Source organism: Dactylosporangium maewongense (assembly GCF_039531485.1).
Classification (GTDB): domain Bacteria; phylum Actinomycetota; class Actinomycetes; order Mycobacteriales; family Micromonosporaceae; genus Dactylosporangium; species Dactylosporangium maewongense.
In genome coordinates this window covers 102,989-129,455 of sequence record NZ_BAAAQD010000021.1, presented here as the reverse complement: position 1 = coordinate 129,455, position 26,467 = coordinate 102,989, and the positions used below count along the sequence as shown (strand labels likewise).

The following is a 26,467-nucleotide window of genomic DNA, read 5'->3' as shown; positions in this document are numbered from 1 at the left end:
TCGCGCAACGTCGATGGCGCAGATGCCACATAGCGGGGCATTGACCAACGTCTGTCGTAGGTGCCGGAAGCCGCCCGGCCAGATGTGCGAGTCAAACGCATTCACGGCACTGCGGCAGGACGGCGGCCGGCCACAGGTTGCGGCGCGCACGCGCGATCCCAGCCACGCGCGAGCGCGGGCTGTGCGTCGCGGAGCGGCGCATTGGGGTGCGGGTGAGAATCCCCGCCGGGACCCGCCGCGAAGCGGTGGGGCGGAAGCACAGCGGTCGGGTGAGAATCCGCGCCGGGACCCGCCGCGACAGCGGTGGGGCGGAAATACAGCTACAGCGGCAGGTGGTTGGCGATGAGGACCTGGTCGGGGGCGAAGGCGGCCAAGGCCGCCAGCCGGCCGTCGGAGGTGCCGGTGAAGTCGCGGAGGCGGACGGCGACGTCGAAGCCGCGGGCGCGCTTCGACGGGGTCTTCGACAGTTCGCGGACGACGTTCTGGTCGAGCCAGCCGGGGTTGGTGCCGGTGCGGTCCAGGCCGGCCCGGAGCCTGACCAGCAGGTACCGCTCGCCGCCGACGTCCATCAGGGCCACCTGCGCGACGCGTGACCACGGCAGGACCAGCGTGCGGACCCAGCCGGGGCGCAGGGTGAGGGCGAAGTGGTTGGCGCCGACCCGGGGGCGGCGCACGACGGCGAGGACGAATGGGGTGGCGCCGACCGCGGCGAGGGCGACGGTCCACATCGGAAGGTCGGCGAGGGGGTTGTTCGCGCCTGACGGGAGGACGTCGGGCTCGTCGGCGAAGAAGCCGCGGACGAGGCCGACGGCGAGGGCGGCGGAGAGCACGTACCAGGCGAGGCTGACCAGTGCGCGGGACGGGAAGCTGCGCCGCCACTCGATCCGCTCGGGACCGGCCACCGGTGGGACCTCACAGACTGAACGCAGACATCAACTTCGATCCATCGGCTGATGGGGTCGGCCCACTCTACGGGTTGGGTCGATACCGCACCAGCACCGGATGTCCGACCATCCGTAGACTGTGCGGGTGCCGATAGACCGCGAGCCCAGCAGGGGCGGTTCCCACACCGGCCTCAACGGGGGTTGGGCCGCCGCAGACCCGCTGCGGGCGACGCTCGCCCTGATGGCGCCGGGGACGGTGCTGCGTGACGGGCTGGAGCGCATCCTCCGGGGGCGCACGGGCGCCCTGATCGTCCTCGGCTACGACAAGGTGGTGGAGCAGATCTGCACCGGCGGGTTCCCGCTGGATGTCGAGTTCTCCGCGACGCGGCTGCGTGAGCTGTGCAAGATGGACGGTGCTGTCGTCCTGTCGAGTGACGGCACGAGAATTGTCCGGGCCGCCGTGCACCTGATGCCGGACCCGACCATCCCGTCGGAGGAGTCGGGGACCCGGCACCGGACGGCCGAGCGGGTGGCGAAGCAGGCGGGGTTCCCGGTGATCTCGGTGAGCCAGTCGATGCGGATCATCGGCCTGTACGTGAACGGCCAGCGGCACGTGCTGGACGACTCGGCCGCGATCCTGTCGAAGGCGAACCAGGCGCTCGCCACGCTGGAGCGGTACAAGCTGCGCCTCGACGAGGTCAGTGGGACGCTCTCGGCGCTGGAGATCGAGGACCTGGTCACGGTCCGCGACGCGGTGGCGGTGGTGCAGCGGCTGGAGATGGTGCGGCGCATCGCGGACGAGATCGCGGGGTATGTGGTCGAGCTCGGCACCGACGGGCGGCTGCTGGCGCTGCAGCTCGAGGAGCTGATGGCGGGCGTGGAGGCCGACCGGACGCTGGTGATCCGCGACTACCTGCCGTCGGGGCGGCGCAGCCGTTCGTCGGACGACGCGCTCGACGAGCTGGACGCGTTGACGGCGACGGAGCTGATCGACCTGGTCGCGGTGGCGAAGTCGCTGGGCTATCCGGGGGCGAGCGACGCCCTGGACGCCGCGGTGTCGCCTCGTGGGTTCCGGTTGCTGGCCAAGGTACCGCGGCTGCCGGCGCTCGTCGTGGACCGGCTGGTCGAGCACTTCGGCAGCCTGCAGCGGCTGCTCGGCGCGACCGTGGAGGACCTGCAGGCGGTCGACGGCGTCGGCGACGCCCGCGCCCGCGGCGTCCGGGAGGGCCTGAGCCGCCTGGCCGAGGCCTCGATCCTGGAGCGCTACGTCTAAGAAGTCACGTTCAGGTGAGCTGCACCTGGACCGGCGCGCTCAGCTTGGTGTCGAGGCGGGCCATCAGCTCATACTTGCCGGCCGGCGGCAGCTCCCGGTGCTCGCACCCGTCCTTGGTGGTCTTGCCGTTCCACGTGGTGGAGAACTGCACCTCGATGCCCGGCTTCAGCGTCGTGGGCTGGCTGCCCTTCGGGGCGTCGCAGGCGTCCGACGACCACATCTTGACCGCACCGACCTGCAGGTAGAGCTCCTGATAGTCGGCGCCGACGTCACGCGTGCACTCCCGGGTCGAGGTGTTCTTGATCTTCAGGAAGAACTTGAGATACGCCCCGCGGAACTGCATCGCCTGCTCGGGCTGCGCCACCAGCGACAGGTCCGTGTCGGCGCAGACCGGCACCGTGGACGTCCCGGCGGGCGCGCTCGAAGGCGGTGCGCTGGAGACCGGGTCGCCGGTCGTCGGAGTCTGGATCGTCGGCTCGGCCGCGGCAGGCGTGGCGGTGGGCCCCGTGGAAGCCGGAGCCTTGGTCTGTGCCGATGCCGGGGTTCGCTTCGGGTCCGGTCCGGAGCACTGCACCCACAGCATGAGCACCACGATGAGCAGCGCCCCGCCGAGGATGGCGCGACGCCGCCAGTAAACGCCAGCGGGAAGCGGGCCAACCGTCAGCTTCATGATGCACTCACCGTATCGAGGGAACGGGTGGCGAACGGGGCGGCGCGCCGTGTAGACCGCTCAGAGATAGACCTTGCGGGCGTATACGGCATGCGCGCCGGCAACACGATCAAGGAACAGTAACCCAGCGCAATGATCGATCTCGTGCTGTAAAGCCCTCGCCTCGAACGCATCCGTAGTGATCTCGATCTCGTCACCCGTTCCGGGGACCTGGCCGGCCACGACGAGCCGGTTGGCGCGCTTCACGTCGCCGGTGAGGTCGGGCACCGACATGCAGCCCTCGCGGCCCTTCTGCCACTGCGAGGCCTCGACGACCCGCGCGTTGCACAGCACCAGCGTGCCGTGCACGGTGCGGGCCTTCGGGTGGCCGGTGACGTCGACGGCGAAGACCTGCGCGCCGACGCCGACCTGCGGCGCGGCGAGCCCGACGCAGCCGGGCGACACCCGCATCGTGTCGACGAGGTCGGCCGCGAGCTTGACGATGTCGTCGGCGCACGGGTCCACGGCCACGCCGGCCGAGCCCAGCACCTCCGCGGGGGCCTGGACGACCTGCAGGACGGTCACATCAGGTCCGCTTCGCCCGCGCGCAGCGTCGCCTCGACCCCGAGCTCGCCGGCGACCCGCTCGATCGCCTCGGCCAGCTCCGCCATCGGCCCGGGCGCGTCGACCTCGGCCACGACCACGTAGAGGTTGCCGGCCAGACGGGTGGTCAGGTCGGTGATGTTGCCGCCCGCCGCCGCCACGGTACGGCAGAGCGCCGCCACGATCCCCAGCTTGTCCGCGCCGTGGACGGTCAGCACGTAGTGCGCGCCCGAAGGCTCGTCGACCAGGTCCTGGCCCACCTCGCGGACGGTGACCAGCAGCGTCCGGCCGGCGGTCAGCGGCGCGAGCGCCGACTCGACCTCGGCGGCGGACACGGACCCGGCGCAGACCAGGGTCATCGCGAAGTGCCCGCGCAGGCGGGTCATCGTCGAGTCGGTGAGGTTGAGGCCCAGACCGGCGAGGATCTCCGCGACGTCGGCGATGATGCCGGGGCGGTCGTGGCCGATGACGGTGACGGCGTACTCGTTCACCTGGCTTATCCTTCCTTATCGCCTCCATCGCCCTCTCACAGACCGTCACCAGTTGGTACGACGCCAACGCCCGGGACCTCCCCTGGCGGCAGCCCGACGCGACACCGTGGGGCGTGCTGGTCAGCGAGGTCATGCTCCAGCAGACCCAGGTGTCCCGCGTGGACCCCGCCTGGCGCCGCTGGATGGAGCGCTGGCCGACGCCCGCCCACCTGGCCGCCGACCCGCCCGGCGAGGCCATCCGCGCGTGGGACCGTCTCGGCTACCCGCGCCGCGCCCTGCGCCTGCACGCGTGCGCGGTGGCGATCGTGGAGCGGCACGACGGTGTCGTCCCCGACGACGTCGACGCGCTGCTCGCGCTGCCCGGCATCGGCATGTACACGGCCCGGGCGGTCGCCGCGTTCGCGTTCCGCCAGCGCCACCCGGTCGTGGACACCAACGTCCGCCGGGTCGTCGCCAGGATCGTCGACGGCGTCGCCGACGGCGGACCCGCCACCACCCCCGCCGACCTGCGCGCCGTCGAGGTGCTGCTGCCCGAGGACCACGAGGCGGCGGCCCGCGCCTCGGTCGCGTTCATGGAGCTCGGCGCCGTGATCTGCACCGCCCGCGCACCACGCTGTGAGGAGTGCCCGATGGCCGGCGTCTGTGCCTGGCGCATCGCCGGGGCGCCGGCGTCCAGTGGCCCGAGCCGGCGCACGCAGCGGTACCACGGAACCGACCGCCATGTGCGGGGCCTTCTGCTCGCCGTGCTGCGCGCCAGCGACGACCCGGTGCCCGCGGCGCGGCTCGACCTCGTCTGGGACGACGAGGTGCAGCGCGGTCGGGCGCTGGCCGGGCTGATCGAGGACGGGCTGGTCCGCGAGCGGGGTGGGACGTTCACGCTGCCCGGGTGAGGCGAGGGTTGCAGCCGGTTCAGCTGGTTTTTCCCACACTTTTCGGGACTCCCCTCACGTGCCCGCATGGATAGGCTCACGGCGTGCTCATCCCTCGCCTCAGGGCACGCCGGATCGCCGCGGCGGTCCTCGCCGTCGCGACGCTCGCGGGCTGTGCCGCGTCGAAGCCTGACCATCCGAAGTGGACGGACACCGCCGCCCCGCCGCCGGCGGTCGCCTCCAGCGCCGTCGCGGCGTCGCCGGCCTCGTCCGAAGCGGCCCCGCCGTCGGCCTCGCCCGCCGCGAAGCCCTCGAAGACGCAGGCCACCACCACCGCGGCGGCACCACCCGCCGGCGTCAACTACGGTGACCGGCTGCCGAAGTTCGACCGCGCCCCGAAGGCCGACAAGGTCCACCTGCCGGAGGGCAACCTCGCGGCGTACTACTCCCGCATCCCGACCGACCAGCCCGTCGCGTTCATCACCATCGACGACGGCCAGGTCAAGCGCCCCGAGGCCCTCGACCTGATCAAGCAGGCCGGCGTGCCCGTCACGCTGTTCCTCATGATCGACGCGATCAGGAACGACCCGCAGTACTTCAAGCGCCTCCAGGACGCCGGCGCCGTCATCGAGGCGCACACGGTCACCCACCAGAGCCTGCGCGGCAAGTCGTACAACGTCCAGCGCAAGGAGATCTGCGACTCCGCGGACAAGCTCGGCAACTGGTACGGCCGCCGCCCGGTCCTCTTCCGCCCGCCGTACGGCGAGAAGGACGACACGACGCTGAAGGCCTCCCACGACTGCGGCATGCACGCCGCCTTCTTCTGGAAGGAAACCGTCGACAAGGGCATCGTCCGCTACCAGCAGGGCAACACGGTCCAGCGCGGCGACATCATCCTGATGCACTTCCGCGACCGGTTCGTCGACGACTTCATCGCGGCCCTCCAGGCCATCAAGGCCGCCGGCCTCACCCCGGCCCTGCTGGAGGACTACATTCCCTGAAACGCCTCCAGCAGCGCCTGCCGTTCGGCTTCAGCGAGCGGCAGCCGCTGCTGGATCGTTTTCCGCAGCGGCTCCGGTACGACGAAAGCCTCCTTCTCCGCACGGGCCGGCACCACGAGCGGCGGCACCGCGCCCCACTCCTCCGCCAGCCCCAGGACATCCGCCCGTCCGGCGTCCACCGCCGGCAGGTACGCGAGCCGCCGCACGAGCTCCCGCTCCCCCGCGTCCAGCACCCCGACCAGTGCGCCGACGAGATGCTCCTGCAGCCCCCCGTCGACCCGCGCCAGCTGCCGCAGGCTGCCCGCCCGCTCCGCCTGCGGCACCCGCGCCAGCCACGCCGCCGCCAGCCCGACGAGCCCGGGCCATCCCCCCGTCAACAGATGCAGGTCAGGCGCCAGCCTGTCGGCCCCCGCCGCATCCGCCAGCGCCGCCGCCAGCACCTGATACGTCTCATCCTCGCCGAACGCCAGGTGCCCCGCCCCCAACCGGTCCACCGCGGCCACCGGAATTGGCTCCCTGCCACTGAGCACCAACGGCACCACCCCGACCCGCGCGACCACCCACCCCCACCCAGCACCCCCGACCTCAAGCCGCTCCACCCCGTCAACCACGACGAGGGCACCCGGAGGCACCTCAGCCGGCAGTTCCTCCGCCTGTACGAGCACCGCCCCCCGCCGCTCGGCCCACTGCCCCAGCAGGATGCTCTTCCCCGCCCCGCTCCCCGCCACCACCACAACCACCGGCGCCCCTGCCGCCCTGTCGCTCCCAGCCTCCTGCCCCGCCTCGGCCCTCTCACTCAGCCCCTGCCCGGGCAACGTGCCAGACCGCTCCGGCGCGAGACCGGCGTCCGGGTCGGCAGGTCGGCGTGGCCGCTCCCGGTCCGGCGCGAGGCCGGCGTCCCGGTCGGCAGCTCGGTGGGCCTGCTCCCGGCCTGGTTCGTCGAACGCCCTGTCGAGCCGCGCGAGCAACCCCGTCCGGACGATCGGCCGCGGCGCGACCGGCCGCCCGAAGCGCGCCGCCCCGAAGTCCCGCCACCACCCACTCACGCCAGGCAACGTAACCCGCCGACCGCCCCCACGAACCCTCGACATGTCACTCTTCGCCACCAACCCCACCCAGCCGCGTGAACCATCCTCGCAACATGCCCCCACGACGCCACCGACAATCAATGCCCGGATCGTGCCGCCACCAAGACCGGCCCTCCTTCGCTCACCGCACGATTGAGTTGGTCGAAGGACGGATCTGGCTGCCCCCACGACCAGTCCTCTCCTTCGATCACGCCGCTGACGACCCCGCAATGTGGGGGGGTTGATGGAAAGACGGACGGATCTGGCCACCGCACCGGCGGACGCCACACCGTTGAATTTGATCGAAGGACGGATCTGGCTGCCATCACGACCGGTTTCGTCCTTCGATCACCACATCCGCTGGACGCCGGCGCGCTGGGCGCAGCCGGAATGCGCGACGAACTTTGCCTGATGGCGCTGGTTCAAAGAGAACACCGCACGAATTCGGTCGCGGTGGAATGCCAAGGTTCCAGTAGGAAGTGGTCAGCACGCGAGGTGGACGGCGGTGCGTGGCTGAACAAACTGCACGACAACGGCGCCGGCGGGAGAGCGGTGGTCGCAAGAACGGAACCGCACGAAACGGGAAAGGCCCCCGTCCTGAGTGGACGGGGGCCTTTCGCGTGGTGCCGGGTCAGGCTGCGGACTCCTCGGCGGAGCCGCCCTTGGTCAGCTCGGCGGGGACGGCGTCCGGGACTGCGCCCGGGCGGTCGGCGCCGTTGAAGACCAGCTTGGCCTTCTCGAACTGGGCCGGGTCGCCTTCGCAGTCGATGACGACGATCTGGCCCGGGCGGAGCTCGTTGAACAGGATGCGCTCGGAGAGCGAGTCCTCGATCTCGCGCTGGATGGTCCGGCGCAGCGGCCGGGCCCCCAGGACCGGGTCATAGCCCTTGTTCGCCAGGAACTTCTTGGCGTTGTCGGTCAGCTCGAGGCCCATGTCCTTGTTGCGCAGCTGGGACTCGATGCGGGCGATCATCAGGTCGACGATGCCCAGGATCTGGTCCTGCATGAGCTGGTGGAAGACGATCGTGTCGTCGATGCGGTTGAGGAACTCCGGGCGGAAGTGCTGCTTCAGCTCGTCGTTGACCTTGATCTTCATGCGCTCGTAGTTGGACTCGTTGTCCTCCGACGCCTGGAAGCCCAGGGACACGGCCTTGGCCACGTCGCGGGTGCCCAGGTTGGTGGTCAGGATGATCACCGTGTTCTTGAAGTCCACGATGCGGCCCTGACCGTCGGTGAGACGGCCGTCCTCCAGGATCTGCAGGAGCGTGTTGAAGACGTCCGGGTGGGCCTTCTCGATCTCGTCGAAGAGGACCACCGAGAACGGCCGGCGGCGGACCTTCTCGGTCAGCTGGCCGCCCTCGTCGTAACCGACATACCCGGGAGGCGCACCGACGAGGCGCGACACCGTGTAGCGGTCGTGGAACTCGGACATGTCGAGCTGGATCAGCGCGTCCTCGGAGCCGAAGAGGAACTCGGCGAGCGCCTTGGACAGCTCCGTCTTCCCGACGCCGGACGGGCCGGCGAAGATGAACGAGCCGGAGGGGCGCTTCGGGTCCTTCAGGCCGGCCCGGGTGCGCCGGATGGCCTTCGAGACCGCCTTGACCGCGTCGTCCTGGCCGACGAGGCGCTTGTGCAGCTCGTCCTCCATGCGCAGGAGGCGGGCCGTCTCCTCCTCGGTCAGCTTGTAGACCGGGATGCCGGTCCAGTTCGCCAGGACCTCGGCGATCTGCTCGTCGTCGACCTCGGACACGACGTCGAGGTCGCCGGCCTTCCACTCCTTCTCGCGCTGCGCCTTCTGCCCGAGCAGCTGCTTCTCCTTGTCGCGCAGCTGCGCGGCCCGCTCGAAGTCCTGCGCGTCGATCGCGGACTCCTTGTCGCGGCGCACCTGGGCGATGCGCTCGTCGAAGTCGCGCAGGTCTGGCGGCGCGGTCATCCGGCGGATGCGCATCCGCGCGCCGGCCTCGTCGATCAGGTCGATCGCCTTGTCCGGCAGGAAGCGGTCGGAGATGTAGCGGTCGGCCAGCGTCGCGGCGGCCACCAGGGCGGCGTCGGTGATCGTCACCCGGTGGTGCGCCTCGTAGCGGTCGCGCAGGCCCTTGAGGATCTCGATGGTGTGCGCCAGCGACGGCTCACCCACCTGGATCGGCTGGAAGCGGCGCTCAAGCGCGGCGTCCTTCTCGAGGTGCTTGCGGTATTCGTCGAGGGTGGTGGCGCCGATGGTCTGGAGCTCACCACGGGCCAGCATCGGCTTGAGGATCGACGCGGCGTCGATCGCGCCCTCGGCGGCACCCGCACCGACGAGCGTGTGGATCTCGTCGATGAACAGGATGATGTCGCCGCGGGTGCGGATCTCCTTGAGCACCTTCTTCAGGCGCTCCTCGAAGTCACCGCGGTAGCGCGAACCGGCGACGAGGGCACCGAGGTCGAGCGTGTAGAGCTGCTTGTCCTTGAGCGTCTCGGGCACCTCGCCCTTGATGATCCGCTGGGACAGGCCCTCGACCACGGCGGTCTTGCCGACGCCCGGCTCGCCGATCAGCACCGGGTTGTTCTTGGTGCGGCGGGACAGGACCTGCATGACCCGCTCGATTTCCTTCTCGCGCCCGATGACCGGGTCGAGCTTGCCCTCGCGGGCGGCCTGGGTGAGGTTTCGACCGAACTGGTCGAGCACCAGGCTGGTCGACGGAGCAGCCTCGCCGGGGGCACCGGTGCCGGCGGCGGCCGGCTCCTTGCCCTGGTAGCCGGAGAGCAGCTGGATGACCTGCTGGCGGACCCGGTTGAGGTCGGCGCCGAGCTTCACGAGGACCTGGGCGGCCACGCCCTCACCCTCGCGGATCAGACCCAGCAGGATGTGCTCCGTGCCGATGTAGTTGTGCCCGAGCTGCAGCGCCTCGCGCAGGGACAGCTCCAGCACCTTCTTGGCTCGTGGCGTGAACGGAATGTGCCCGCTCGGCGCCTGCTGCCCCTGGCCGATGATCTCCTCGACCTGCTGGCGGACTCCCTCCAGCGAGATGCCGAGGCTCTCGAGCGCCTTGGCCGCCACGCCCTCACCCTCGTGGATGAGGCCGAGCAGGATGTGCTCGGTGCCGATGTAGTTGTGGTTGAGCATCCGGGCTTCTTCCTGCGCCAGGACGACAACCCGTCGTGCTCGGTCGGTGAACCGCTCGAACATCCCTGCTCCTTCACGTGCCGTGTCCGTCGCCGCCGCCCCTGCCGCGGAACCCCTCGAGGGGGTCGCCACGCCGAAGCTCTGTCGGACGCCAACGTGACCGTGCCATCACTCTATCGCCGTAGGCCGACACATTGCGGGTGTGCGCCATTGCCGCACCCCACCATCGGACCATGTCGGAGTCGTTGCGTGGTACTTGTCTACCCGCCGGGGACGCGTGTACCCGGCGCTTTTGCTCAACGCGAGCATCCGTCGCCGTGTTCCTGCTGGCGAGCCCGTACGCCAAGAGCGAAATCGACGCACCATGCAAGTCACCCACCGTAGCAAGTTGGCTACGATGGGTGAAAGGCGCTGAAAGAACCCCAAAACGACCGCTCAGGCCGAAACCGGTCAACGAGCGCTAACGGCCGGCCTCGGCGTTGTAGCGGTCCACGATTTCCTGCTTGATGCGGCCCCGGTCGGAGACCTTGATGCCCTTGTTCTGAGCCCATTCCCGAATCGCCTTGTTCTGCTCGCGATCGGCGGCTGCCCCACCGCGGCCGCGGGCACTGGCGGCGCGCCCTCCGACCACGACGCCACCCCGGCCGACCTTGGTCGCCGCACCGAGGAACGGCCCGAACGCGTCACGCAGCTTCGTCGCGTTCTTCTTCGAGAGGTCGATCTCATACTGAACGCCGTCCAGCGCGAACTTCACGGTCTCGTCGGCGTCCCCGCCGTCGATGTCGTCGACCAGCACGTGGATGGTCCGCTTGGCCACTGTCGTATTCCCTTCGAGGAAGCTCACCCCGCGTTGTGCGAATGCAAAGATAACGCAATCAGGGTCCGCTTCGTCAACGGTACGCCGAAACTACCGCTACCGCACCAGCGGAAAGACACCGCGTTTCCCGAATGCCGGGCGCGACGGGCCGCACGCCAACGCGATCGATTCCCATCACACGCCTGCCGCCGGTGGCATTCCGTACTCCATCACGCGCGGTTAGTTCCCGATCAGGCATCCGCACCCGGCACGCACACCGCAGCCAGGGCCGCAGGCAAGGAAGACAGGGCCTCGGAATCGGATAGGGCGATACGCCGACGCAAATCCGTGTCCGTCGCATTGCTATGCGTGACGAATGGCAGGTGCAGCACCACCTTGCACAACTGCAACATGGCGGCTGCAGGTAGCAGAGGCCAACAGCCGCCCAGAGAGAGCCATGCGTGCCCGGCCGGCCAATTCCGCGTTTTACGGCGCGACCTCGCAACTTCGGATTCGGTACTTTTGGCGGCGTGGATTTCGCAGCACATGCCTCCTCGTTCGGAGCGGCCGCCGACCTGTACGACCGCATCCGCCCCCGGTACCCGCGCGAGGCCCTGCAATGGGCGATACCGGAAAAATCCGAAATCTGCGATCTTGGTGCGGGCACCGGCATCCTGACCCGCCAGCTCCGCGACCTGGGCCATCACACCATCGCCGTCGAGCCGGACGACAAGATGCGCGCCAAGATCCCCGGGGAAGCCCGCAAGGGTGACGCCACCCACATCCCCCTGCCGGACGCGTCCGTCGACGTCGTCACCGCCGGGCAGGCCTACCACTGGTTCTACGGCGAGCCGGCGCACGCCGAGATCGCCCGCGTCCTCCGGCCCGGCGGCCGCTTCGTCCCGATCTGGAACATCCGCGACGAGCGCGTCCCCTGGGTCGCCGAGTCCTCCACCCTCTTCGACGGCGCCCGCGAGCGCGACGCGTTCGACGAGACGGCCGTGCAGGACTTCGGCCCCCTCTTCGGCCCAGTGGAGCGGGGGACGTTCGAGTGGAGCGCCACCCACACGAGGGAGTCGTTCCTGGAGCTGGTCAAGTCCCGCAGCTACTACCTGGTCTCGGGCGACGAGGCGCGGCGACGGCTCGAGGAGCAGCTGCTGGAGGTGCTGCCGCGGACCGAGGAGTTCGAGCTGCCGTACGTGACCTACGCGTACATCGGCCGCAAACGCTAACCGCGGTTGCGGTCGAAGATCAGTCGCAGCCCGATCAGGGTGAGCATCGGCTCGTGGTGCGTGACCGTGGCGGACTCGCCGATCACGATCGGGGCCAGGCCACCGGTCGCGACGACCGCCTTCACCGGGACGCCCAGCTCCGCGGTGACACCCCGCACGATGCCGTCGACCTGCCCGGCGAAGCCGTAGACGACGCCGGACTGCAGGCACTCGACCGTGTTCTTGCCGATCACCCGCGGCGGCTTGACCAGCTCCACCTTGCGCAGCTGGGCGGCGCGGGCCGCAAGGGCGTCCACGGAGATCTCGATGCCGGGCGCCAGCACGCCGCCGAGGAACTCCCCGCGGGCGGAGACGACGTCGAAGTTGGTCGACGTGCCGAAGTCCACGACGATCGACGGGCCGCCAAAGAGCGTGAAGGCGGCCAGGGTGTTCGCGACCCGGTCGGTGCCGACCTCCTTCGGGTTGTCGATCGCCAGCTGGACACCCGTCCGCACGCCCGGCTCGACGATCACGGTCGGGACGCCCGGGTAGTACCGCTGCAGCATCGTGCGCAGGGAGCGCAGGGCCGCGGGGACGGTCGAGCAGGCCGCGATGCCGGTCAGCGACACGGCGTCGGTGGCGAGCAGCCCCCGGTAGAGCAGGCCGAGCTCGTCGGCGGTGGCCCTCGCGTCGGTCTTGATCCGCCACGAGTGGACCAGCTTCTCGCCCTCGAACGTGGCGAGCACCGTGTTGGTGTTTCCGATGTCGATGCACAGCAGCACGTGGTGAGCCTAACGAAAGGCCCGCCAGCGGCGGGGTGAGCCTGGTCATCTACGATCCGGTTCCCATGATGCCGACGGCCCGCACGCTGCTCGCGCTCCTCCCGCTGGCGGCGCTGGTGTTCACCGCGTTCGCGCTGCGTCCGGGCAGTCTGGACGCCCGCCAGGCGGTCATCCGCGCGGCGGCCACGGTGGCGGGCGTCACGGTCGTCTTCGTCGAGCTGCTGTCGCTCGCGGGGTTGATCACGACCTGGCCGGTGATCGTCTACTGGGTGCTCTTCGCCGGCGTGTCGGCCTTCTTCGCCAGGCGCCACCTGCACGTCCCCCACCTTGTCCTGCGAAACTGGGACAAGGTGCTGCTGTCAGCGTTTGCGGCGTTGGTACTGGCTGAGCTGGTCCTCGCGCTGGCCCACTCGCCGAACAACTACGACTCGAACCACTATCACCTCACGAAGATCGAGCACTGGATCGCCGACGGCGACCTGGCCCCCTACGCCACAATCCAGAACCAGCAGATCATCCTGGTCCCGGGCGCGGAGTACCTGCTGCTGCAGGCCCGGCTGCTGACCGGGGACGACTCGCTGTACAACCTGCTGCAGTGGGGCGTGTCGCTGCTGGCCGCCGTCGCCGTCTCCCGCTGCGCCGCCCAGCTCGGCGTCGGCCGCCTCGGCCAGCTCATCGCCGCCGCCGTCCTGCTCACCGCCCCGGCGGTCGCCCTGGAGGCCACCAGCACCCAGAACGACCTCGTCGTCACCGCGTGGGTCGCCTGCGCCGCCAGCCTCGCGCTCGACGGCGCCCGCCGGGTCGCCACCGCCGGCGACGTCCTGACCCTCGCCACGGTCGCCGGCCTCACCGCCGTCACCAAGTCGACCGGCCTCATGCCCCTCGCCCCGATCCTCGTCTTCTGGGGCGTCTGCCAGCTCCGTCTCCGGCCGGCGCGGTTGGCGGTGACGTCCGAGGCTCCCGTGCCCTCAGACGGGCCCTCAGACGGGCCTTCAGACGGGCCTTCAGACGGGCTTTCAGACGGGCTTTCGGACGGGCTTTCAGACAGGGCGGGCGGCCGGACCGGGCAGTGGCTGCGCACCGCCGGCGCCGGCCTGGCGATCGTCGCCGGCATGGTCGTGCTCGCCGGGCCGGCCATGCTGCGCGTCAACGACGCGTTCGGCTCGCCGCTCGGGCCGCCCGGCTACAGCGCCTCGCTGTCCACGGAGCGCAAGGACCCGCCGGCCGTGCTGGTCAACGGCCTGCGCCTGGCCGCCTCCACGCTCACCACACCGTTCCCGGCGGTCAACGGCATGGTCAGCGACGCCGTCATCGCCGTCGCGGACGTCGTGGGCGTCAACCCCAACGACCCGAAGATCACCCAGTGGCGGAGCGTCTTCCCCGGCACGCGCTGGAAGCCGGACGAGGACCGCTCGCCGTACCCCGTCCAGTCCGCGCTGATCCTGAGCGCCCTCGTCGTCACGCTGGTGTGGCGGCGGCTGCCCCCGCTGCTGAGGGGCTACGCGGTCATGGTGCTCGGCGCGTTCGTCATGACCGCCGCGGTCGTCAAGTGGCAGGACTGGGGCAACCGGCTGATCCTGCCCGCGTTCGCGCTCGGCGCGCCGCTCGCCGGCTACTGGGCCGACCGCCTGCGCACCCACCGCGCCACCGCGGCCGCGCTCGTCGTCGTCATGGCGGCGGCGTTCGCGGCCGGTGGGATCTCCGTCGCGTACGGGCAGCCCCGCCGCCTCGTCGGCCAGGGCTCCGTCTTCACCCTCACCGACTGGCAGGAGCGCTTCGTCCGGCTGCCCGACCAGGCGGTGCCGTACCAGCAGGCGATCGACGCGATCAAGGCCAGCGGCGTCCGGCGGGTCGGCCTGGTCATGGACGGGGACCTGTGGGAGTACCCGCTGCAGATCTCCCTGCCGGACGTCGAGCTGGTCGCGGTCGAGTCGGTGATCCCGTCCGCCCCGCCCGCACCGGTCTCGTCGGTGCAGGCGATCGTGTGCGTCTCCGGCGTCGAACGCTGCGCCGCGGTGGTCCCGCCGGCGTGGAAGGTCCAGCGGTTCTCCGCGCTGGTCGCCGTCGCGTTCCCCGCGTAGGGGCTCAGTGGGTCCGCAGGTCCATCGCGATGTCGAGGATCGGCGAGGAGTGGGTGAGGCCGCCGACGGACAGGTAGTCGACCCCGGTGGCCGCGTAGTCCGCCGCCGTCTCCAGGGTCAGGCCGCCGGTCGCCTCCAGCTCGGCCCGGCCGCCGACCGCCGCCACGACCTCCCGCAGCAGGTCCGGCGCCATGTTGTCGAGCAGCAGGAACGTGGCGCCGGCGGTGACCGCCTCCACCGCCTCGCCGACCGTGGTCACCTCGACCTGGACCGGGACGTCGGGGAACGCCTCACGGACCCGGGCGTACGCCGCGGAGATGCCGCCCGCCGCCAGCTTGTGGTTGTCCTTGATCATGGCGACGTCGTAGAGGCCCATGCGCTTGTTGGTGCCGCCGCCGGCGCGGACCGCGTACTTCTCCAGGATGCGCAGGCCGGGCGTGGTCTTGCGGGTGTCGAGGACCAGGGCCTTGGTGCCGGCGAGGAGGTCGGCCCACCGGCGGGTGTGGGTGGCGACGCCCGACATGCGGCACAGCAGGTTGAGGGCGGAGCGCTCGGCGGTCAGCAGGTCGCGGGTCGGTCCGGTGACGGTCGCGAGCACCGTGCCGCGCACGACGGACGAGCCGTCGACGGCGTGGATCGCCACCTCGACGGACGGGGACACGGCCTCGAACACGGCGGCCGCGACGGCCAGGCCGGCGACCACGCCGTCGGCGCGGGCGACGAGCTCGGCGGAGTCCGTCTGGGTGGCCGGGATGGTCGCCACGCTGGTCACGTCGAGGCGGTCGGGGCCGAGGTCCTCGGTCAGGGTCCGCTCGACGATCTCGCCGACGGCGACCGGGTCGAGCCCGACCTTCCGCAACAGCGCTTCGGTCTCCGGGGTCACGCGTCCTCCAACGTCTCGGTCAGGGCACCGGCGGCGGCCACGAGGGGCGTCACGCGTCCTCCCACGTCTCGGTCAGGGCGCCGGTGTCGGACAGGCCGGCGAGGAAGTGGCCGCGGAACACGTCGCTGGCGTCGGGGAAGTCCTCGCGCCAGTGGCAGCCGCGGGTCTCCTGCCGCTGGTCGGCGGCGCCGACGAGGGCGGCCGCGACGGTGAGCAGGTTGGTGGCCTCCCAGCCGGCGAGGCCGGGCGCGGCGCGGTCCAGGGCCAGCTTGGCGATCGCCTGCGCCGCCTGGTCGAGCGACTCGGCGCTGCGCAGCACCGAGGCGTGCGCCGACATGGCCGCCTGCAGCGGGCCGCGCAGCCCGGGGTCGGCGGTCCACGCCGGCAGGTCGCCGGCCACGGGGTCGGTCTGCGCGGGCAGGTCGCGGGCGATGTCCTCGGCGATCCGGCGGGAGAAGACCAGCCCCTCCAGCAGTGAGTTGGAGGCCAGCCGGTTGGCGCCGTGCACACCGGTACAGGCGACCTCACCGCACGCGTAGAGGCCCGGGATCGACGTGCGGCCGTGCAGGTCGGTGCGGACGCCGCCGGAGGCGTAGTGCGCGGCCGGGGACACCGGGATGAGGTCCGCGGCGGGGTCGACGCCGGCCGCCCGGCAGGACGCCACGATCGTCGGGAACCGGCCCTCGAGGAAGTCCCGGCCGAGGTGGCGGGCGTCGAGCCAGACGTTGTTCGTGCCCTCGGCGCGCATGACCCGGTAGATGCCCTTGGCCACGACGTCGCGCGGGGCGAGCTCCGCGAGCTCGTGGCGGCCGACCATGAAGCGGTTGCCGTCGCCGTCGCGCAGGTACGCGCCCTCGCCGCGCAGCGCCTCGCTGACCAGCGGCTGCTGGGAGTCGCGGTTGTTGAGCGCGAGCGCGGTCGGGTGGAACTGGACGAACTCGATGTCGGTGACGGCGGCCCCGGCGCGCAGGGCGAGCGCGACCCCGTCGCCGGTGGAGACGATCGGGTTGGTGGTGGCGGAGTAGATCTGGCCCATGCCGCCGGTGGCGAGCACGACGGCCCGGGCGAGGACCGCGCCGACGCCGTCCTCCGCGCCTTCGCCGAGGACGTGCAGGGTGACCCCGCAGGCCCGGCCGGCGGCGTCGGTGAGCAGGTCGAGGACGAGGGCGTGCTCGATGAGGCGGATCCACGGGTCGCGGTGGACGGCGGCGTGCAGGGCCCGCTGCACCTCCGCGCCGGTCGCGTCGCCGCCCGCGTGGATGATCCGGTTGGCGTGGTGGCCGCCCTCGCGGGTCAGCATGAGGGAGCCGTCGTTGTTGCGGTCGAACTCGGCACCCCAGCGGATCAGCTCACGGACGCGGGTCGGCCCCTCCCGGACCAGCACGTCGACGGCGGCGGTGTCGCACAGCCCGACGCCGGCGACGAGGGTGTCCTGGGCGTGCGCCTCGGGCGTGTCGAGCGGGTCGAGGACCGCGGCGATGCCGCCCTGGGCCCAGCGGGTCGAGCCGTCATCGATGTTGACCTTCGTGACGACGGTGACGTGCAGGCCGGCCTCGCGCAGGTGCAGGGCGGCGGTCAGCCCGGCGACGCCGGAGCCGATCACGACGACGTCGGTCGGCTCGGCCCACCCCGGCTGGGGCCCGGCGAGTCGGCGCGGTAGTACGGGCAGCTCCATCACTCCAGTCAAACATCACAACCAGGCATTCCGCGCCGTGCCGAGAATCACGCGAACGGCAAAGGGCCCGTGCCCAGTTTCTGGATGGTTCCCTTCAGCGGGCGCGCGCTCATCAGGTAACACGCGAAGGTCTGGTCGCTGCCGAGCCAGGCGGAGCCGGTCTTGGGCCCGACGGCGGCGGCGGACAGGTCGGCCCGGTCAGCGGTCTCCGCCAGGCCGAGGTACCGCAGCCCGACGCTCGTGCAGCCCTTCGCCGACGCGTTGCGCACCGCGGTCTCGTCGAACGGCGCGTCCATCGGGGCGATCGAGTAGCTGCCGGAGTACTCGCCGTCGTGCGGGCCGGCGCAGCCGACGTACTTCAGCGCGGAGATGCACTCGATCGGCAGGCTCGGCCCGGCCTTGGCCAGGCTCCCCTCGCGGGTCGCGAACTCGTCGCCGGCCGGGCCGGTCACGGGGGCGACCGCGCAGCCGAAGAAGCCGTCCTTGGCCGGCGTGATCCACGAGGCGAGGATCTGGACCTTCGACTCGTGCCAGTTGCCGCCGAGGAACGCGGTGCCCTGCACGACGCAGGCGCGGCGGGCCTGGGCGTACAGGAGGTTCTGGGCGATCGCGACGTCCTGGCCCTTGGCCTTGTCGAGGCGGTGCAGCAGGTCCTCGGTGGCCTGGCCGACGTGGAACACCTCGGCGGTGTGGGCGGCGGCGCAGTCGACGGGGCCGCCGGCCCACGGGAAGGCGGCCTTCGCGCCGGCCGCGTCGACCGACCAGCAGGAGCCGGCCTGCGGCGCGGCGGCGGGTGGGTTCTTGGGGATCTTCCGGTCGCCGTCGCGCAGCAGCCAGTAGGCGCCGCCCCCGGCGAGCGCGAGCACGACGACGATGAAGATGACCCGCCTCATGAGGAAGCAGTGTGCCATTACCGGCCGGTAACGTCACGACCCGTCTTGGACCGGGACGTCACCGGCTCGCTCCTAGACCGGGCGGTTACCGTTCGCCAGCAGGGAGCGGCTGACCGAGAGGTTGCCATCCAGCATCAGGTAGCAGCGGGCGGTGCGGTCGCCGTAGCCCCACCGGGTCGGCGTCGCGGTCGACCAGGCGAACGAGATCTGCTTGTTGAGGTCGTACTCGGCGTCGGTGAGCCCCAGGTAGCGCGCCACGATCGTCTTGCAGCCGGGCTGCAGCAGCGAACGGCGGGCCGCGGCGTCGCTCGGATACGGCCGCGCGTCCGGCGCGTAGAAGGTGCCCGTGTACTCACCGTTGTGCAGCGTGTCGCACTGGACCGGGATGAAGTCCTCGATGCCACCCTTGCTGTCGGTCGCGACCTTGACGCAGCGGAGCAGGGCCGGCTTGGAGCCCCGCAGGGTGTCCTTGAGGCTCGTCGTGCGCGGCGCGATCGTGTACGTGTCGTCGGAGACCTCGATCAGGTCGCACCGGTAGTGGCGCGCCTGACCGGTCCACTGCTTCGACGACGGCGGCAGCACCCGCAGCATCAGCCGGCCGTCGTGCCAGTCGGCGCCGAGGAAGTTGATGGCCTCGGCCTGGCAGGCGGTGAACGCGTCGATCAGGTCGGCGTCGGCCGGCACCGTCGACTTCTGCGCGATGGCGCCGGTGAACTCGCTGACCTTGAACGTCTCGCTGGCGTGCGACGCGGTGCACTCGACCTCGACCAGGTCGGGTCCGACGGCGAGCTTGTCGGCGTCACCCGAGAAGGTCCAGCACTCACCGGCGGAGGGCTTGGGCACGCTCGGCGCCGCGAGGGCGGTCCAGCCGTTGACGAGGTCGCCGTCCGTGCCCGCCGGATTGCCGCAGCCCGCGGCGAACAGCACCAGCGCCGCTGACAGCCCGGCGGTCCACCGCTTCATCGGCAGAACTCCCTCACCTCGTAGCACGGGCCCCACAGTCTCGCAGAGGGGATCAAATCTTGCTCTGACCGAGGCCCTTGAGGGAGCGGATCGTGCTCTTGGTGCCGTAGAGCATCGCGTAGCACCGGGCGGTGCGGTTGCCGCGCAGCCAGTTCTCCTCGTCGACCATCCAGAAGCCGATGCCGACCTCCTGGTGGTTGTCCAGCATCTGCTGCGTCATGCCGAGGAACTTGGCGCCGAGCGCCTCGCAGCCGGTCCGCATCGCGGCGCGCCGCTCGTCGGCGTTCTTCGGGAAGGCCCGCTCGCCGGCCAGGTACGTGCCGACGTACTCCATGTTGTGCGTCTGCGTGCACGCCCTCGGCTCGTAGTCGTCCCAGGTCTTGCCGTCGGCCTCGTAGATCTCCTGGGCGCAGGTCAGCGCGATCGGCTTGTCGCCGGTGAGGTTGCCCTTGAGGCTGCTCGTGCGGCTGATCGGCTTGCCGGCGTCGCTCTGCACCTCGGCGAGGTCACAGCGGAAGTAGCGCCCGCCGCCGCTCCACTGCGTCGTCGACGGGGGCAGCACGATCAGCTCGAGGCGGGCGTCATGGTAGTCGCCGCCGAGGAAGGTCTGCGCCTCGGTGTTGCACTTCGCCCAGGCGTCCTTGAGGTCCGCGCCCTTCGGCGGCGACGACGCGCTGGCCGCGGTGCCGCTGAGCTCGCCGACGAAGAACGTCTCGCTGATGTGCGCGGTCGTGCAGGAGGCCACGGCCGTGAAGGAGAAGACCGTGAGGGTGTCCGTCTCGAAGTACGGCACGGTGGTGTCGTAGCACGCACCGACCGGCGGCGAGGGAACCTTGGGTGCGGCGAGCATGGCCCATTCGTCGACGAGGTTCTTGTCGACACCCGCGGGCGTCGAGCAGCCCGCCAGCATCACGACGGCGGCGACCGGTGCCACCGCCATGGCGAGCCGTCGAAAACGCACCATGATTCCAACCCCTCCCCCGGCGCACACAGCGCGGGTGCAGTGTGCCAATGATCAATGTGGTTGGCAACCCGGCCCAACTGCCAGATCTAGGACAGCATCTACGCGATTGTGATCGGTAGACCCTTTGTACCCGCGCCCCGCAACGACGTCGTCACCGGCTTCGGCGGCCACACGAAACAGCGCACCCCGCGGTTGCCGAGCTCCCAGGCCGCCTTGTCATAGGGCCACATTACGAGACCGGTGCGGGAGCGGAAGTTCACGTCGTCCGGCACGCCGGTGAAGCCCGCCACAACGGGGCGGCAGCCGGCGAGGTTGGCGTTGCTGCGGGCCTCGCTGTCGGCCGGGTATTCACCGTCCGGGGGCTCGTAGAGGCCGGCGAACTCGCCCTCGTGCGGGGTCGTGCACGAGGCGGGGAAGATCCGGTCGATGTCGCCGGCGGCGCCGCCCGCCTTGGTGGTGACCTTCACACACCCGATGCGCAGCTCCCCGCCGTCGGGGCGCAGCGTGCCGCGCAGCGACGCGGTGCGGGTCGCGACGCTGAAGCGGTCGATGTCCTGGAGCGCCTGCAGGTCGCAGCGGAACCAGCGCGCCCCGGCGTCCCACAGCGACGGCTTCGGCACGTCCACGCTCAGCGACACCCGGCCGGTGCGCCAGTCCGCGCCCAGGAGTGTCTTCGCGTCGTCGGCGCAGCGTCGGTACGCGTCGCGCATGGCCGGGCTCCCGACGTTCGGCGGGGTGGCCCGCTCGGCGTCCGCACCGGCGAACCGGCCCACCGAGATCAGCTCGACCTCGTGCGGCTCGGTGCAGCCGACCGGCGCCGGCCAGCTCGTGACGGCGGCGCTCGCGGTGCCCGCCGGCAGCGCGTAACACGCCGGCGCGGTGGGCTGCTGCAGCACGGCGGCCGGCAGCATCGGCCAGCCGTTGACCAGGTCCTTGTCGGTGCCGGCCGGGGTCGGTCGCGCGCAGGCACTCAGCAGTGTCGCCACCGCCACGACCAGCACGACCGCGCGCCGCACCGCCACCTCCCCAGGTGCTTACGCCCGGAGAAGGTCTCCCCTCACAGGCTCGCCCACCATACCCGGTATGGCGTCCGCGGGATCGTGACCGAGTTCGATGATTCCGTTGGTGGCGTCGACGTGGACGATCCGCGGTTGGTACGTCCTGGCGGTGGCGTCGTCGAGCTGCGCGTAGGAGATCAGGATGACGAGGTCACCCGGGTGGACCAGGTGCGCAGCGGCGCCGTTGATCCCGATGACGCCGCTGCCGCGGGGCCCGGCGATCACGTAGGTCTCCAGCCGCGCCCCGTTGGTGACGTCCACGATCGCGACCTGTTCGCCGGCGAGCAGGTCCGCGGCGTCCATCAGATCCTCGTCGACCGTTACCGAACCGACATAGTGCAGATCGGCCTGTGTCACCGTCGCCCGGTGGATCTTGGACTTGAGCATCGTACGGATCACGGCATCTCCACTGCTTTGTCGCCTCTGGTACGGATCACGGCAGGTCCACCGCGATGTTGTCGATCAGGCGGGTGCCGCCGACCCAGGCCGCGGTCAGCAGCCGGCCGGCGCCGTGCGCGGGTGCCGGGCCCAGCATCGGGTCGGTCAGGACGAAGTAGTCGAGCTTGACCTCGGGCTCCGTCGCGAACTCGGCGATCCCCACGGCGACGGGGTCCTCGCTGCGCGCCGCCTTCGTGAGCGCCCTGGACAGCACCAGCGCCGCCTGCCGCTCCGCCGGGGCGAGGTAGCGGTTGCGGCTGGACAGCGCGAGACCGTCGGGCTCCCGCACCGTCGGCACACCCCGCACCACGATCGGCAGGTCGAAGTCGCGGACCATCGCCCGGATCATGCCGAGCTGCTGGTAGTCCTTCTCCCCGAAGTACGCGACGTCGGGGCGGGTCAGCTGGAACAGTTTGTTGACCACCGTCAGCACGCCGTGGAAGAACCCCGGCCGGCTGGCGCCCTCGAGTTCGTTGCCGGCGGGCCCGGGGTCGACCCGGACCGCGGGCTCACCCTGCGGGTACATGATCTCCGGCGTCGGCGTGAACGCGATGTCCACACCGGCCCGCTCCGCGATCGCCAGATCGGCCTCCACGGTGCGCGGGTAGCGCTCGAAGTCCTCACCCGGCGCGAACTGCAGCGGATTGACGAAGATCGTGAGCAGGACCGTGTCCGCTTCGGCGCGTGCGGCACGCAGGAGCTCGGCGTGCCCCTCGTGCAGCGCACCCATGGTCATGACGACAGCGACGGCGCCGCGCGCTCCCGCCCGCGCGACGGCGAGCTGCTCGCGGGTCTCGGCGACGATCATGGCTTACCTCCGGTGCCCTTGGCCTTCCGGCGGCCGCCGCGCTGCGCGGCGACCACCGGCACCTGCTTCTGCGCTGAGCCCTCCTTCTGTCCGGAGTCGCCGCCCTTATGCCCGGAGCCGCTGAGCACGTCGAGCAGCGGCTCGGCGTCCATCGGGCGGAGCCGGCCGGCGGCGATGACCCGGTCGGCGGTGCGCCGGGCGAGCGCCAGGTAGGGCGGCACCGACTCCGGGGCGACCGCGTCGAGCGCCCTGAGGTGCTTGGCGACCGTGCCGGCGTCGCCGCGGGACACCGGGCCGGTGATGGCGGCGTCGCCGAGGCGCAGCGAGTTGTCCAGCGCGGCGCCGAGCAGCGGGGCGAGGACCTGCTCCGGGTGCTGGACGCCGGCGTCGCGCAGCCGGTCGAGTGCCTCGTTGACGAGGGTGGCGAGGTGGTTGGCGCCGTGGGCCAGGGCAGCGTGGTACAGCGGCCGCCGCTCCTCCTCGATCCACTCGACCTGACCGCCGAGGTCGGCGACCAGGGAGGCGGCGAGGTCACGCAGGTCGTCGGGGGCGGTGACGCCGAACGAGACACCGGCGGCGAGCCGGCTCAGGTCGACGGCGGTGCCGGTGAACGTCATCGCCGGGTGCAGCGCCAAGGGGCGCGCGCCGGCTGCCGTGACAGGCGCGAGGACGTCGAGGCCGTGGGCGCCGGAGGTGTGCGCGACGATCTGCCCCGCGCGCAGCGCGCCGGTCTCGACCAGCCCGTGCACCAGGCCGGCGAGCACGTCGTCGGGGACCGCCAGCAGCACGAGGTCCGCGGAGGCGGCGACCTGGTCGGCGGGGAGGAGCGCGACGCCCGGGAGCAGCTGCTCCGCGCGGGCCTTGGAGGCGGTCGAGACACCGACCGCGGCGACCACCTGGTGGCCGGCGTTCACGAACGCGGCGCCGAGCACCGCGCCGACCCGCCCGGCACCGATGATGCCGATGCTCCGGCTGCTCTTCTGGCTGCTCTTTTGGCTGTTCAGAGCACTGTTCATCGCGGTGGATCCAGTCCTCGAAAGTGGGGTACCGGTCGACCACGAGTATGCGTCGTGCGGGGCAAAGCGGACAGGACGTGTGGGATTGTCAACACGAGGTTTCAGACCCTTTACCGGCCTCGCGAGCAGCCGATAAAGGGTCCGAACGACGTCGTCAGAGGCGGTGGTGCAGGTAGTCCTTGATCAGGGCCTTGGCCTCGCCGAGCACCGCGCGGTCGCCGTCCGGCGAGCGCCGGAACGCCATCTTGATCAGCGCGTCGGCGGCCTCGACCGCGATCGCCAGCACGAACTGGAGCCGCTCGGCGTCCACGATGCCGAACCGGCCGATGAGCAGCGCCGCGAGCTGCGACACGATGACGTCGTTGTTGTCCCGCTCGTCGTCGAGCAGGTGGATGTCCACGACGTCACCGAAGTGCAGCGTCCGGAAGCCCGGCACCGTCCGGTGCATGTCGATGTACTCGTCGATGGCCGCGTCGACCGCGTCCCACCAGTGCGAGATGTCCTCGTCGGCCAGCCGGGCGCCGAGGCGCTCCAGGTAGCCCTCCAAGCTGCGCAGCGTGAGCGCCTGCACGATCGCGCGCTTGTCCGGGAAGAACTGGTAGACCGAGCCGATCGCCACCCCCGCCCGCTCCGCGAGCAGCGTCGTGGTCAACCCGTCGTAGCCAACCTCGTCGACGAGCTCGGCGCACGCGTCGAGCATCCGCCCGACCCTCGCCACACTGCGCCCCTGCACCGGAACCCGGCGCAGTGGCTTCGTCCCGGCACTGGCCACTGTCTGCGTCGCCACCCGGCAGTCCCCCCTCAAGCTCGTCCCTCTGAAACCTACTCACGTCAACGAGCGGGCGGGATCGGCGGATAGCCCATTTCACTCTTGTGGTTCAACGGGTCATTGACGGCGGGCATACGTGAAGGGTACTCAGGTTTCGTGACTTCTCCGTGGGCCAACTGGGCCGGCAACCAGACCGCGCGGGCGACGCGTGTCGCACACCCGTCGACCACCGCTGAGCTGGCCGTTGTGCTCCGCGCCGCGGCGGACGAGGGGCTCCGGGTCAAGGCCGTCGGCTCCGGGCACTCCTTCACACCCACCGCTCTGACGGACGGCGTGCGGATCGAGCTCGACCAGATGGCGTCACTCGTCCGGGTCGAGGGCAACCTCGTCACCGTCCAGGCCGGCATGAAACTCGCGACCCTCAACGCCACGCTCGCCGCGCACGGCCTGGCCATGCCCAACCTCGGCGACATCGACGCGCAGACCATCTCGGGGGCGCTGTCCACCGGTACACACGGGACAGGCGCCGCATATGGGTGCCTTTCGACATTCATCGAGGCCCTCGAGCTGGTCACCGCCGACGGTGCGGTCGTGCGCTGCTCGGCGTCCACCCAACCGGACCTGTTCGCCGCCGCCCGGGTCAACATCGGCGCCCTGGGCGTGCTCACCGAGGTGACCCTGCGATGCGTGCCGGCCTTCATCCTGCAGGCCGACGAGCGCCCGGCGCCGCTGTCCGACGTGTGGTCGGGCCTGGAGACCCACATCGCCTCGAACGACCACTTCGAGTTCTACTGGTTCCCCTACACCGACCGGGTCCAGATGAAGCGCAACAACATCGTGCCCGCCTCCGACCACCCCCTCGCGGGCTGGCGCCGCTGGCTCGACGACGACTTCCTGTCCAACACCGTCTTCGGCGGCGCGTGCCGGCTCGGCCGGGCCCTGCCCTCGACCGTCCCCACGATCAGCCGTGTGTCGGCCCGGGCATTGTCCGCACGCACGTACACCGCCGCCTCGCACGAGGTCTTCTGCACCCCCCGCCGGGTCCGCTTCGTCGAGATGGAGTACGGCCTGCCCCGCGCCGCCCTCCGCGAAGCCTTCGACGGCCTCCGCTCGGTGATCGCCGGCCTGCCGTACAAGATCCAGTTCCCGGTCGAGGTCCGCTTCACCGCCGCCGACGACATCTGGCTCTCCCACGGCCACGGCCGCGACAACGCCTACATCGCCATCCACCAGTACGTCGGCGCCCCGTTCGAGGAGTACTTCCGCCGCTTCGAGGCCGTCACCACCCCCCTCGGCGGCCGCCCACACTGGGGAAAGATGAACTTCCGCGACGCAGAGTCACTGGCCGCGGCCTACCCACGCTTCACCGACTTCACCGCACTGCGCGACAAGCTCGACCCGGGCCGCCTGTTCGCCAACACCTACACGGACCGCGTCCTCGGCGCCTGACCCCATTCCACCGGCGCCTGACCAGCTGGTCACCACCCCTGCACGGATCGCGCGTCACCCACACTGCCACCGGACCTGCCGTCCACGGACGCCGATCCCCTGCACGGATCGCGTCACCCACACCGCCACCGCCACCGGACCTGCCGTCCACGGGCGCGATCCACTGATCCACTGCACGGATCGCGTCACCCACACCGCCACCGGGCCTGGTGTCCACGGACGCGATCCCCTGCGCGGATCGCGTCACCGCACCTGCGCCGCCACCGGACCTGTGGGACCCGCGACCCACGGGCGCGATGCGGTGGCCACGCCCTCGACACCTGCCCCTTCACCGCGATCGACGCCCAGCCGGCCGTTCGACCAACGCCTGCACGACCCGCGCCACCGCGCCCACCTGCGGCGATCCGCGCGCCCTCGCAGACCCCGACGCGATCCGAAAGGCGGGCCGCCGGACTCGCCGGACACGCGGCTGCCGTCACCGCGACGCGGCAGGCACACCGCAGTGCAGCAGGCACACCGCAGTGAGCAAGACGCCGGGCGGCCGAGGTCGGCGCGCAGGTCGTCGAGCGCGGCTCGCCGGACACGCGGCTGTCATTCGGCGACGCGGCAGGCACACCACGGTAAGCGCTACGCCCCGCTCACCTGGCACACTGCTGCCGGACCGACGAGATCTGCGGAGCCCGCAGGACCCCGACGCAATGCGATGCGGTGCACACCCCCGCCGCCTGGCGCCTCGCC

At 71.2% G+C, this 26,467-nt stretch carries 25 protein-coding genes; 7 read left to right on the top strand and 18 right to left on the bottom strand.

Annotated elements, in window-relative coordinates; all coding sequences use genetic code 11:
* Positions 1-320: 320 nt before the first annotated feature.
* Positions 321-902 carry a hypothetical protein gene (locus ABD332_RS41270; RefSeq protein WP_344509135.1) on the bottom strand — a complete coding sequence of 194 codons (582 nt, stop codon included), beginning with the start codon at positions 900-902 and terminating at the stop codon, positions 321-323.
* 127 nt (positions 903-1,029) lie between these two features.
* Here ABD332_RS41270 and disA point away from each other — a divergent pair, with 127 nt between their 5' ends.
* Positions 1,030-2,157, top strand: a complete 1,128-nt coding sequence (disA, locus tag ABD332_RS41265) for a DNA integrity scanning diadenylate cyclase DisA (RefSeq protein ID WP_425552377.1) — start codon at positions 1,030-1,032, stop codon at positions 2,155-2,157.
* Positions 2,158-2,167: 10 nt separating this feature from the next.
* On the opposite strand, the gene ABD332_RS41260 is transcribed toward disA, so the two are convergent.
* The 3 genes from ABD332_RS41260 to ABD332_RS41250 are packed head-to-tail and all read right to left on the bottom strand — an operon-like array spanning position 2,168 to position 3,900.
* Positions 2,168-2,827, bottom strand: a complete 660-nt coding sequence (locus ABD332_RS41260; protein WP_344509133.1) for a hypothetical protein — start codon at positions 2,825-2,827, stop codon at positions 2,168-2,170.
* A gap of 60 nt (positions 2,828-2,887) precedes the next feature.
* Positions 2,888-3,391: a peptide deformylase gene (locus tag ABD332_RS41255; RefSeq protein WP_344509132.1), complete on the bottom strand. Its 504-nt coding sequence runs from the start codon at positions 3,389-3,391 to the stop codon at positions 2,888-2,890.
* Positions 3,388-3,900: a glycine cleavage system transcriptional repressor gene (locus tag ABD332_RS41250; protein ID WP_344509131.1), complete on the bottom strand. Its 513-nt coding sequence runs from the start codon at positions 3,898-3,900 to the stop codon at positions 3,388-3,390. The genes ABD332_RS41255 and ABD332_RS41250 overlap by 4 nt, the downstream gene beginning before the upstream one ends.
* A gap of 17 nt (positions 3,901-3,917) precedes the next feature.
* On the opposite strand from ABD332_RS41250, the gene ABD332_RS41245 reads away from it, so the two are divergent.
* Positions 3,918-4,790, top strand: coding sequence for an HhH-GPD family protein (locus ABD332_RS41245; RefSeq protein WP_425552380.1), 873 nt, complete (start codon positions 3,918-3,920; stop codon positions 4,788-4,790).
* A gap of 83 nt (positions 4,791-4,873) precedes the next feature.
* The gene (locus ABD332_RS41240; protein ID WP_344509127.1) at positions 4,874-5,770 is read left to right on the top strand and encodes a polysaccharide deacetylase family protein; all 897 of its coding nucleotides are present in this window, start codon (positions 4,874-4,876) and stop codon (positions 5,768-5,770) included.
* Here the strand turns inward: ABD332_RS41240 and ABD332_RS41235 are convergent.
* Positions 5,758-6,816 carry a hypothetical protein gene (locus tag ABD332_RS41235; RefSeq protein WP_344509125.1) on the bottom strand — a complete coding sequence of 353 codons (1,059 nt, stop codon included), beginning with the start codon at positions 6,814-6,816 and terminating at the stop codon, positions 5,758-5,760. The two genes, ABD332_RS41240 and ABD332_RS41235, sit on opposite strands and share 13 nt — an antisense overlap.
* A 265-nt stretch (positions 6,817-7,081) precedes the next feature.
* On the opposite strand from ABD332_RS41235, the gene ABD332_RS41230 reads away from it, so the two are divergent.
* A complete protein-coding gene (locus tag ABD332_RS41230; protein ID WP_344509123.1) occupies positions 7,082-7,249 on the top strand; it encodes a hypothetical protein in 168 nt (55 codons plus the stop codon).
* A gap of 219 nt (positions 7,250-7,468) precedes the next feature.
* On the opposite strand, the gene ABD332_RS41225 is transcribed toward ABD332_RS41230, so the two are convergent.
* Positions 7,469-10,006 (bottom strand): ATP-dependent Clp protease ATP-binding subunit, encoded by a 2,538-nt coding sequence (locus ABD332_RS41225; RefSeq protein WP_344509121.1) that lies wholly within the window; start codon positions 10,004-10,006, stop codon positions 7,469-7,471.
* 397 nt (positions 10,007-10,403) lie between these two features.
* A complete protein-coding gene (locus ABD332_RS41220) occupies positions 10,404-10,760 on the bottom strand; it encodes a histone-like nucleoid-structuring protein Lsr2 (RefSeq protein WP_033363218.1) in 357 nt (118 codons plus the stop codon).
* A 509-nt stretch (positions 10,761-11,269) separates the two neighbouring features.
* On the opposite strand from ABD332_RS41220, the gene ABD332_RS41215 reads away from it, so the two are divergent.
* Positions 11,270-11,971: a class I SAM-dependent methyltransferase gene (locus ABD332_RS41215; RefSeq protein ID WP_344509119.1), complete on the top strand. Its 702-nt coding sequence runs from the start codon at positions 11,270-11,272 to the stop codon at positions 11,969-11,971.
* Here ABD332_RS41215 and ABD332_RS41210 read toward each other — a convergent pair.
* The gene (locus ABD332_RS41210) at positions 11,968-12,732 is read right to left on the bottom strand and encodes a type III pantothenate kinase (RefSeq protein WP_344509117.1); all 765 of its coding nucleotides are present in this window, start codon (positions 12,730-12,732) and stop codon (positions 11,968-11,970) included. The genes ABD332_RS41215 and ABD332_RS41210 overlap by 4 nt on opposite strands.
* Positions 12,733-12,797: 65 nt before the next feature.
* On the opposite strand from ABD332_RS41210, the gene ABD332_RS41205 reads away from it, so the two are divergent.
* Positions 12,798-14,813 (top strand): hypothetical protein, encoded by a 2,016-nt coding sequence (locus tag ABD332_RS41205; protein WP_344509115.1) that lies wholly within the window; start codon positions 12,798-12,800, stop codon positions 14,811-14,813.
* Between the two features lie 4 nt (positions 14,814-14,817).
* Here the strand turns inward: ABD332_RS41205 and nadC are convergent, their stop codons facing one another.
* The 10 genes from nadC to ABD332_RS41155 all read right to left on the bottom strand — a co-directional run bounded on the left by nadC (position 14,818) and on the right by ABD332_RS41155 (position 24,211).
* Complete coding sequence (gene nadC / locus ABD332_RS41200) at positions 14,818-15,696, bottom strand: carboxylating nicotinate-nucleotide diphosphorylase (RefSeq protein ID WP_344509113.1); 879 nt, start codon at positions 15,694-15,696, stop codon at positions 14,818-14,820.
* Positions 15,697-15,745: 49 nt separating this feature from the next.
* Positions 15,746-17,371, bottom strand: a complete 1,626-nt coding sequence (locus ABD332_RS41195; protein ID WP_344509111.1) for an L-aspartate oxidase — start codon at positions 17,369-17,371, stop codon at positions 15,746-15,748.
* Between the two features lie 47 nt (positions 17,372-17,418).
* Positions 17,419-18,264, bottom strand: a complete 846-nt coding sequence (locus ABD332_RS41190; protein ID WP_344509109.1) for a septum formation family protein — start codon at positions 18,262-18,264, stop codon at positions 17,419-17,421.
* Between the two features lie 72 nt (positions 18,265-18,336).
* Positions 18,337-19,227, bottom strand: a complete 891-nt coding sequence (locus ABD332_RS41185; protein WP_344509107.1) for a septum formation family protein — start codon at positions 19,225-19,227, stop codon at positions 18,337-18,339.
* A gap of 52 nt (positions 19,228-19,279) precedes the next feature.
* Positions 19,280-20,191: a septum formation family protein gene (locus tag ABD332_RS41180; RefSeq protein ID WP_344509105.1), complete on the bottom strand. Its 912-nt coding sequence runs from the start codon at positions 20,189-20,191 to the stop codon at positions 19,280-19,282.
* 98 nt (positions 20,192-20,289) lie between these two features.
* Positions 20,290-21,207, bottom strand: a complete 918-nt coding sequence (locus ABD332_RS41175) for a septum formation family protein (protein ID WP_344509103.1) — start codon at positions 21,205-21,207, stop codon at positions 20,290-20,292.
* Between the two features lie 18 nt (positions 21,208-21,225).
* Positions 21,226-21,648 carry an aspartate 1-decarboxylase gene (panD, locus tag ABD332_RS41170; RefSeq protein ID WP_344509101.1) on the bottom strand — a complete coding sequence of 141 codons (423 nt, stop codon included), beginning with the start codon at positions 21,646-21,648 and terminating at the stop codon, positions 21,226-21,228.
* A 34-nt stretch (positions 21,649-21,682) separates the two neighbouring features.
* Positions 21,683-22,495, bottom strand: coding sequence for a pantoate--beta-alanine ligase (gene panC, locus ABD332_RS41165; RefSeq protein ID WP_344509099.1), 813 nt, complete (start codon positions 22,493-22,495; stop codon positions 21,683-21,685).
* Entirely contained in the window at positions 22,492-23,511 is a 1,020-nt protein-coding gene (locus ABD332_RS41160; RefSeq protein WP_425552376.1) for a Rossmann-like and DUF2520 domain-containing protein, read from the bottom strand. The genes panC and ABD332_RS41160 overlap by 4 nt, the downstream gene beginning before the upstream one ends.
* A gap of 154 nt (positions 23,512-23,665) precedes the next feature.
* Positions 23,666-24,211 (bottom strand): TetR/AcrR family transcriptional regulator, encoded by a 546-nt coding sequence (locus ABD332_RS41155; protein ID WP_344509097.1) that lies wholly within the window; start codon positions 24,209-24,211, stop codon positions 23,666-23,668.
* 225 nt (positions 24,212-24,436) lie between these two features.
* Here ABD332_RS41155 and ABD332_RS41150 point away from each other — a divergent pair, with 225 nt between their 5' ends.
* Positions 24,437-25,729 carry a D-arabinono-1,4-lactone oxidase gene (locus ABD332_RS41150; protein WP_344509096.1) on the top strand — a complete coding sequence of 431 codons (1,293 nt, stop codon included), beginning with the start codon at positions 24,437-24,439 and terminating at the stop codon, positions 25,727-25,729.
* The last annotated feature ends 738 nt before the right edge of the window (positions 25,730-26,467 follow it).

Coding starts and splice junctions, on each gene's coding strand:
- ABD332_RS41260 (WP_344509133.1), bottom strand. CDS start 2,827: ATGAAGCTGACGGTTGGCCCGCTTCCCGCTGGCGTTTACTGGCGGCGT.
- ABD332_RS41230 (WP_344509123.1), top strand. CDS start 7,082: ATGGAAAGACGGACGGATCTGGCCACCGCACCGGCGGACGCCACACCG.
- ABD332_RS41225 (WP_344509121.1), bottom strand. CDS start 10,006: ATGTTCGAGCGGTTCACCGACCGAGCACGACGGGTTGTCGTCCTGGCG.
- ABD332_RS41205 (WP_344509115.1), top strand. CDS start 12,798: ATGATGCCGACGGCCCGCACGCTGCTCGCGCTCCTCCCGCTGGCGGCG.
- ABD332_RS41195 (WP_344509111.1), bottom strand. CDS start 17,371: ATGGAGCTGCCCGTACTACCGCGCCGACTCGCCGGGCCCCAGCCGGGG.
- ABD332_RS41190 (WP_344509109.1), bottom strand. CDS start 18,264: ATGAGGCGGGTCATCTTCATCGTCGTCGTGCTCGCGCTCGCCGGGGGC.
- ABD332_RS41185 (WP_344509107.1), bottom strand. CDS start 19,227: ATGAAGCGGTGGACCGCCGGGCTGTCAGCGGCGCTGGTGCTGTTCGCC.
- ABD332_RS41180 (WP_344509105.1), bottom strand. CDS start 20,191: ATGGTGCGTTTTCGACGGCTCGCCATGGCGGTGGCACCGGTCGCCGCC.
- panC (WP_344509099.1), bottom strand. CDS start 22,495: ATGATCGTCGCCGAGACCCGCGAGCAGCTCGCCGTCGCGCGGGCGGGA.
- ABD332_RS41160 (WP_425552376.1), bottom strand. CDS start 23,511: ATGAACAGTGCTCTGAACAGCCAAAAGAGCAGCCAGAAGAGCAGCCGG.
- ABD332_RS41155 (WP_344509097.1), bottom strand. CDS start 24,211: ATGCTCGACGCGTGCGCCGAGCTCGTCGACGAGGTTGGCTACGACGGG.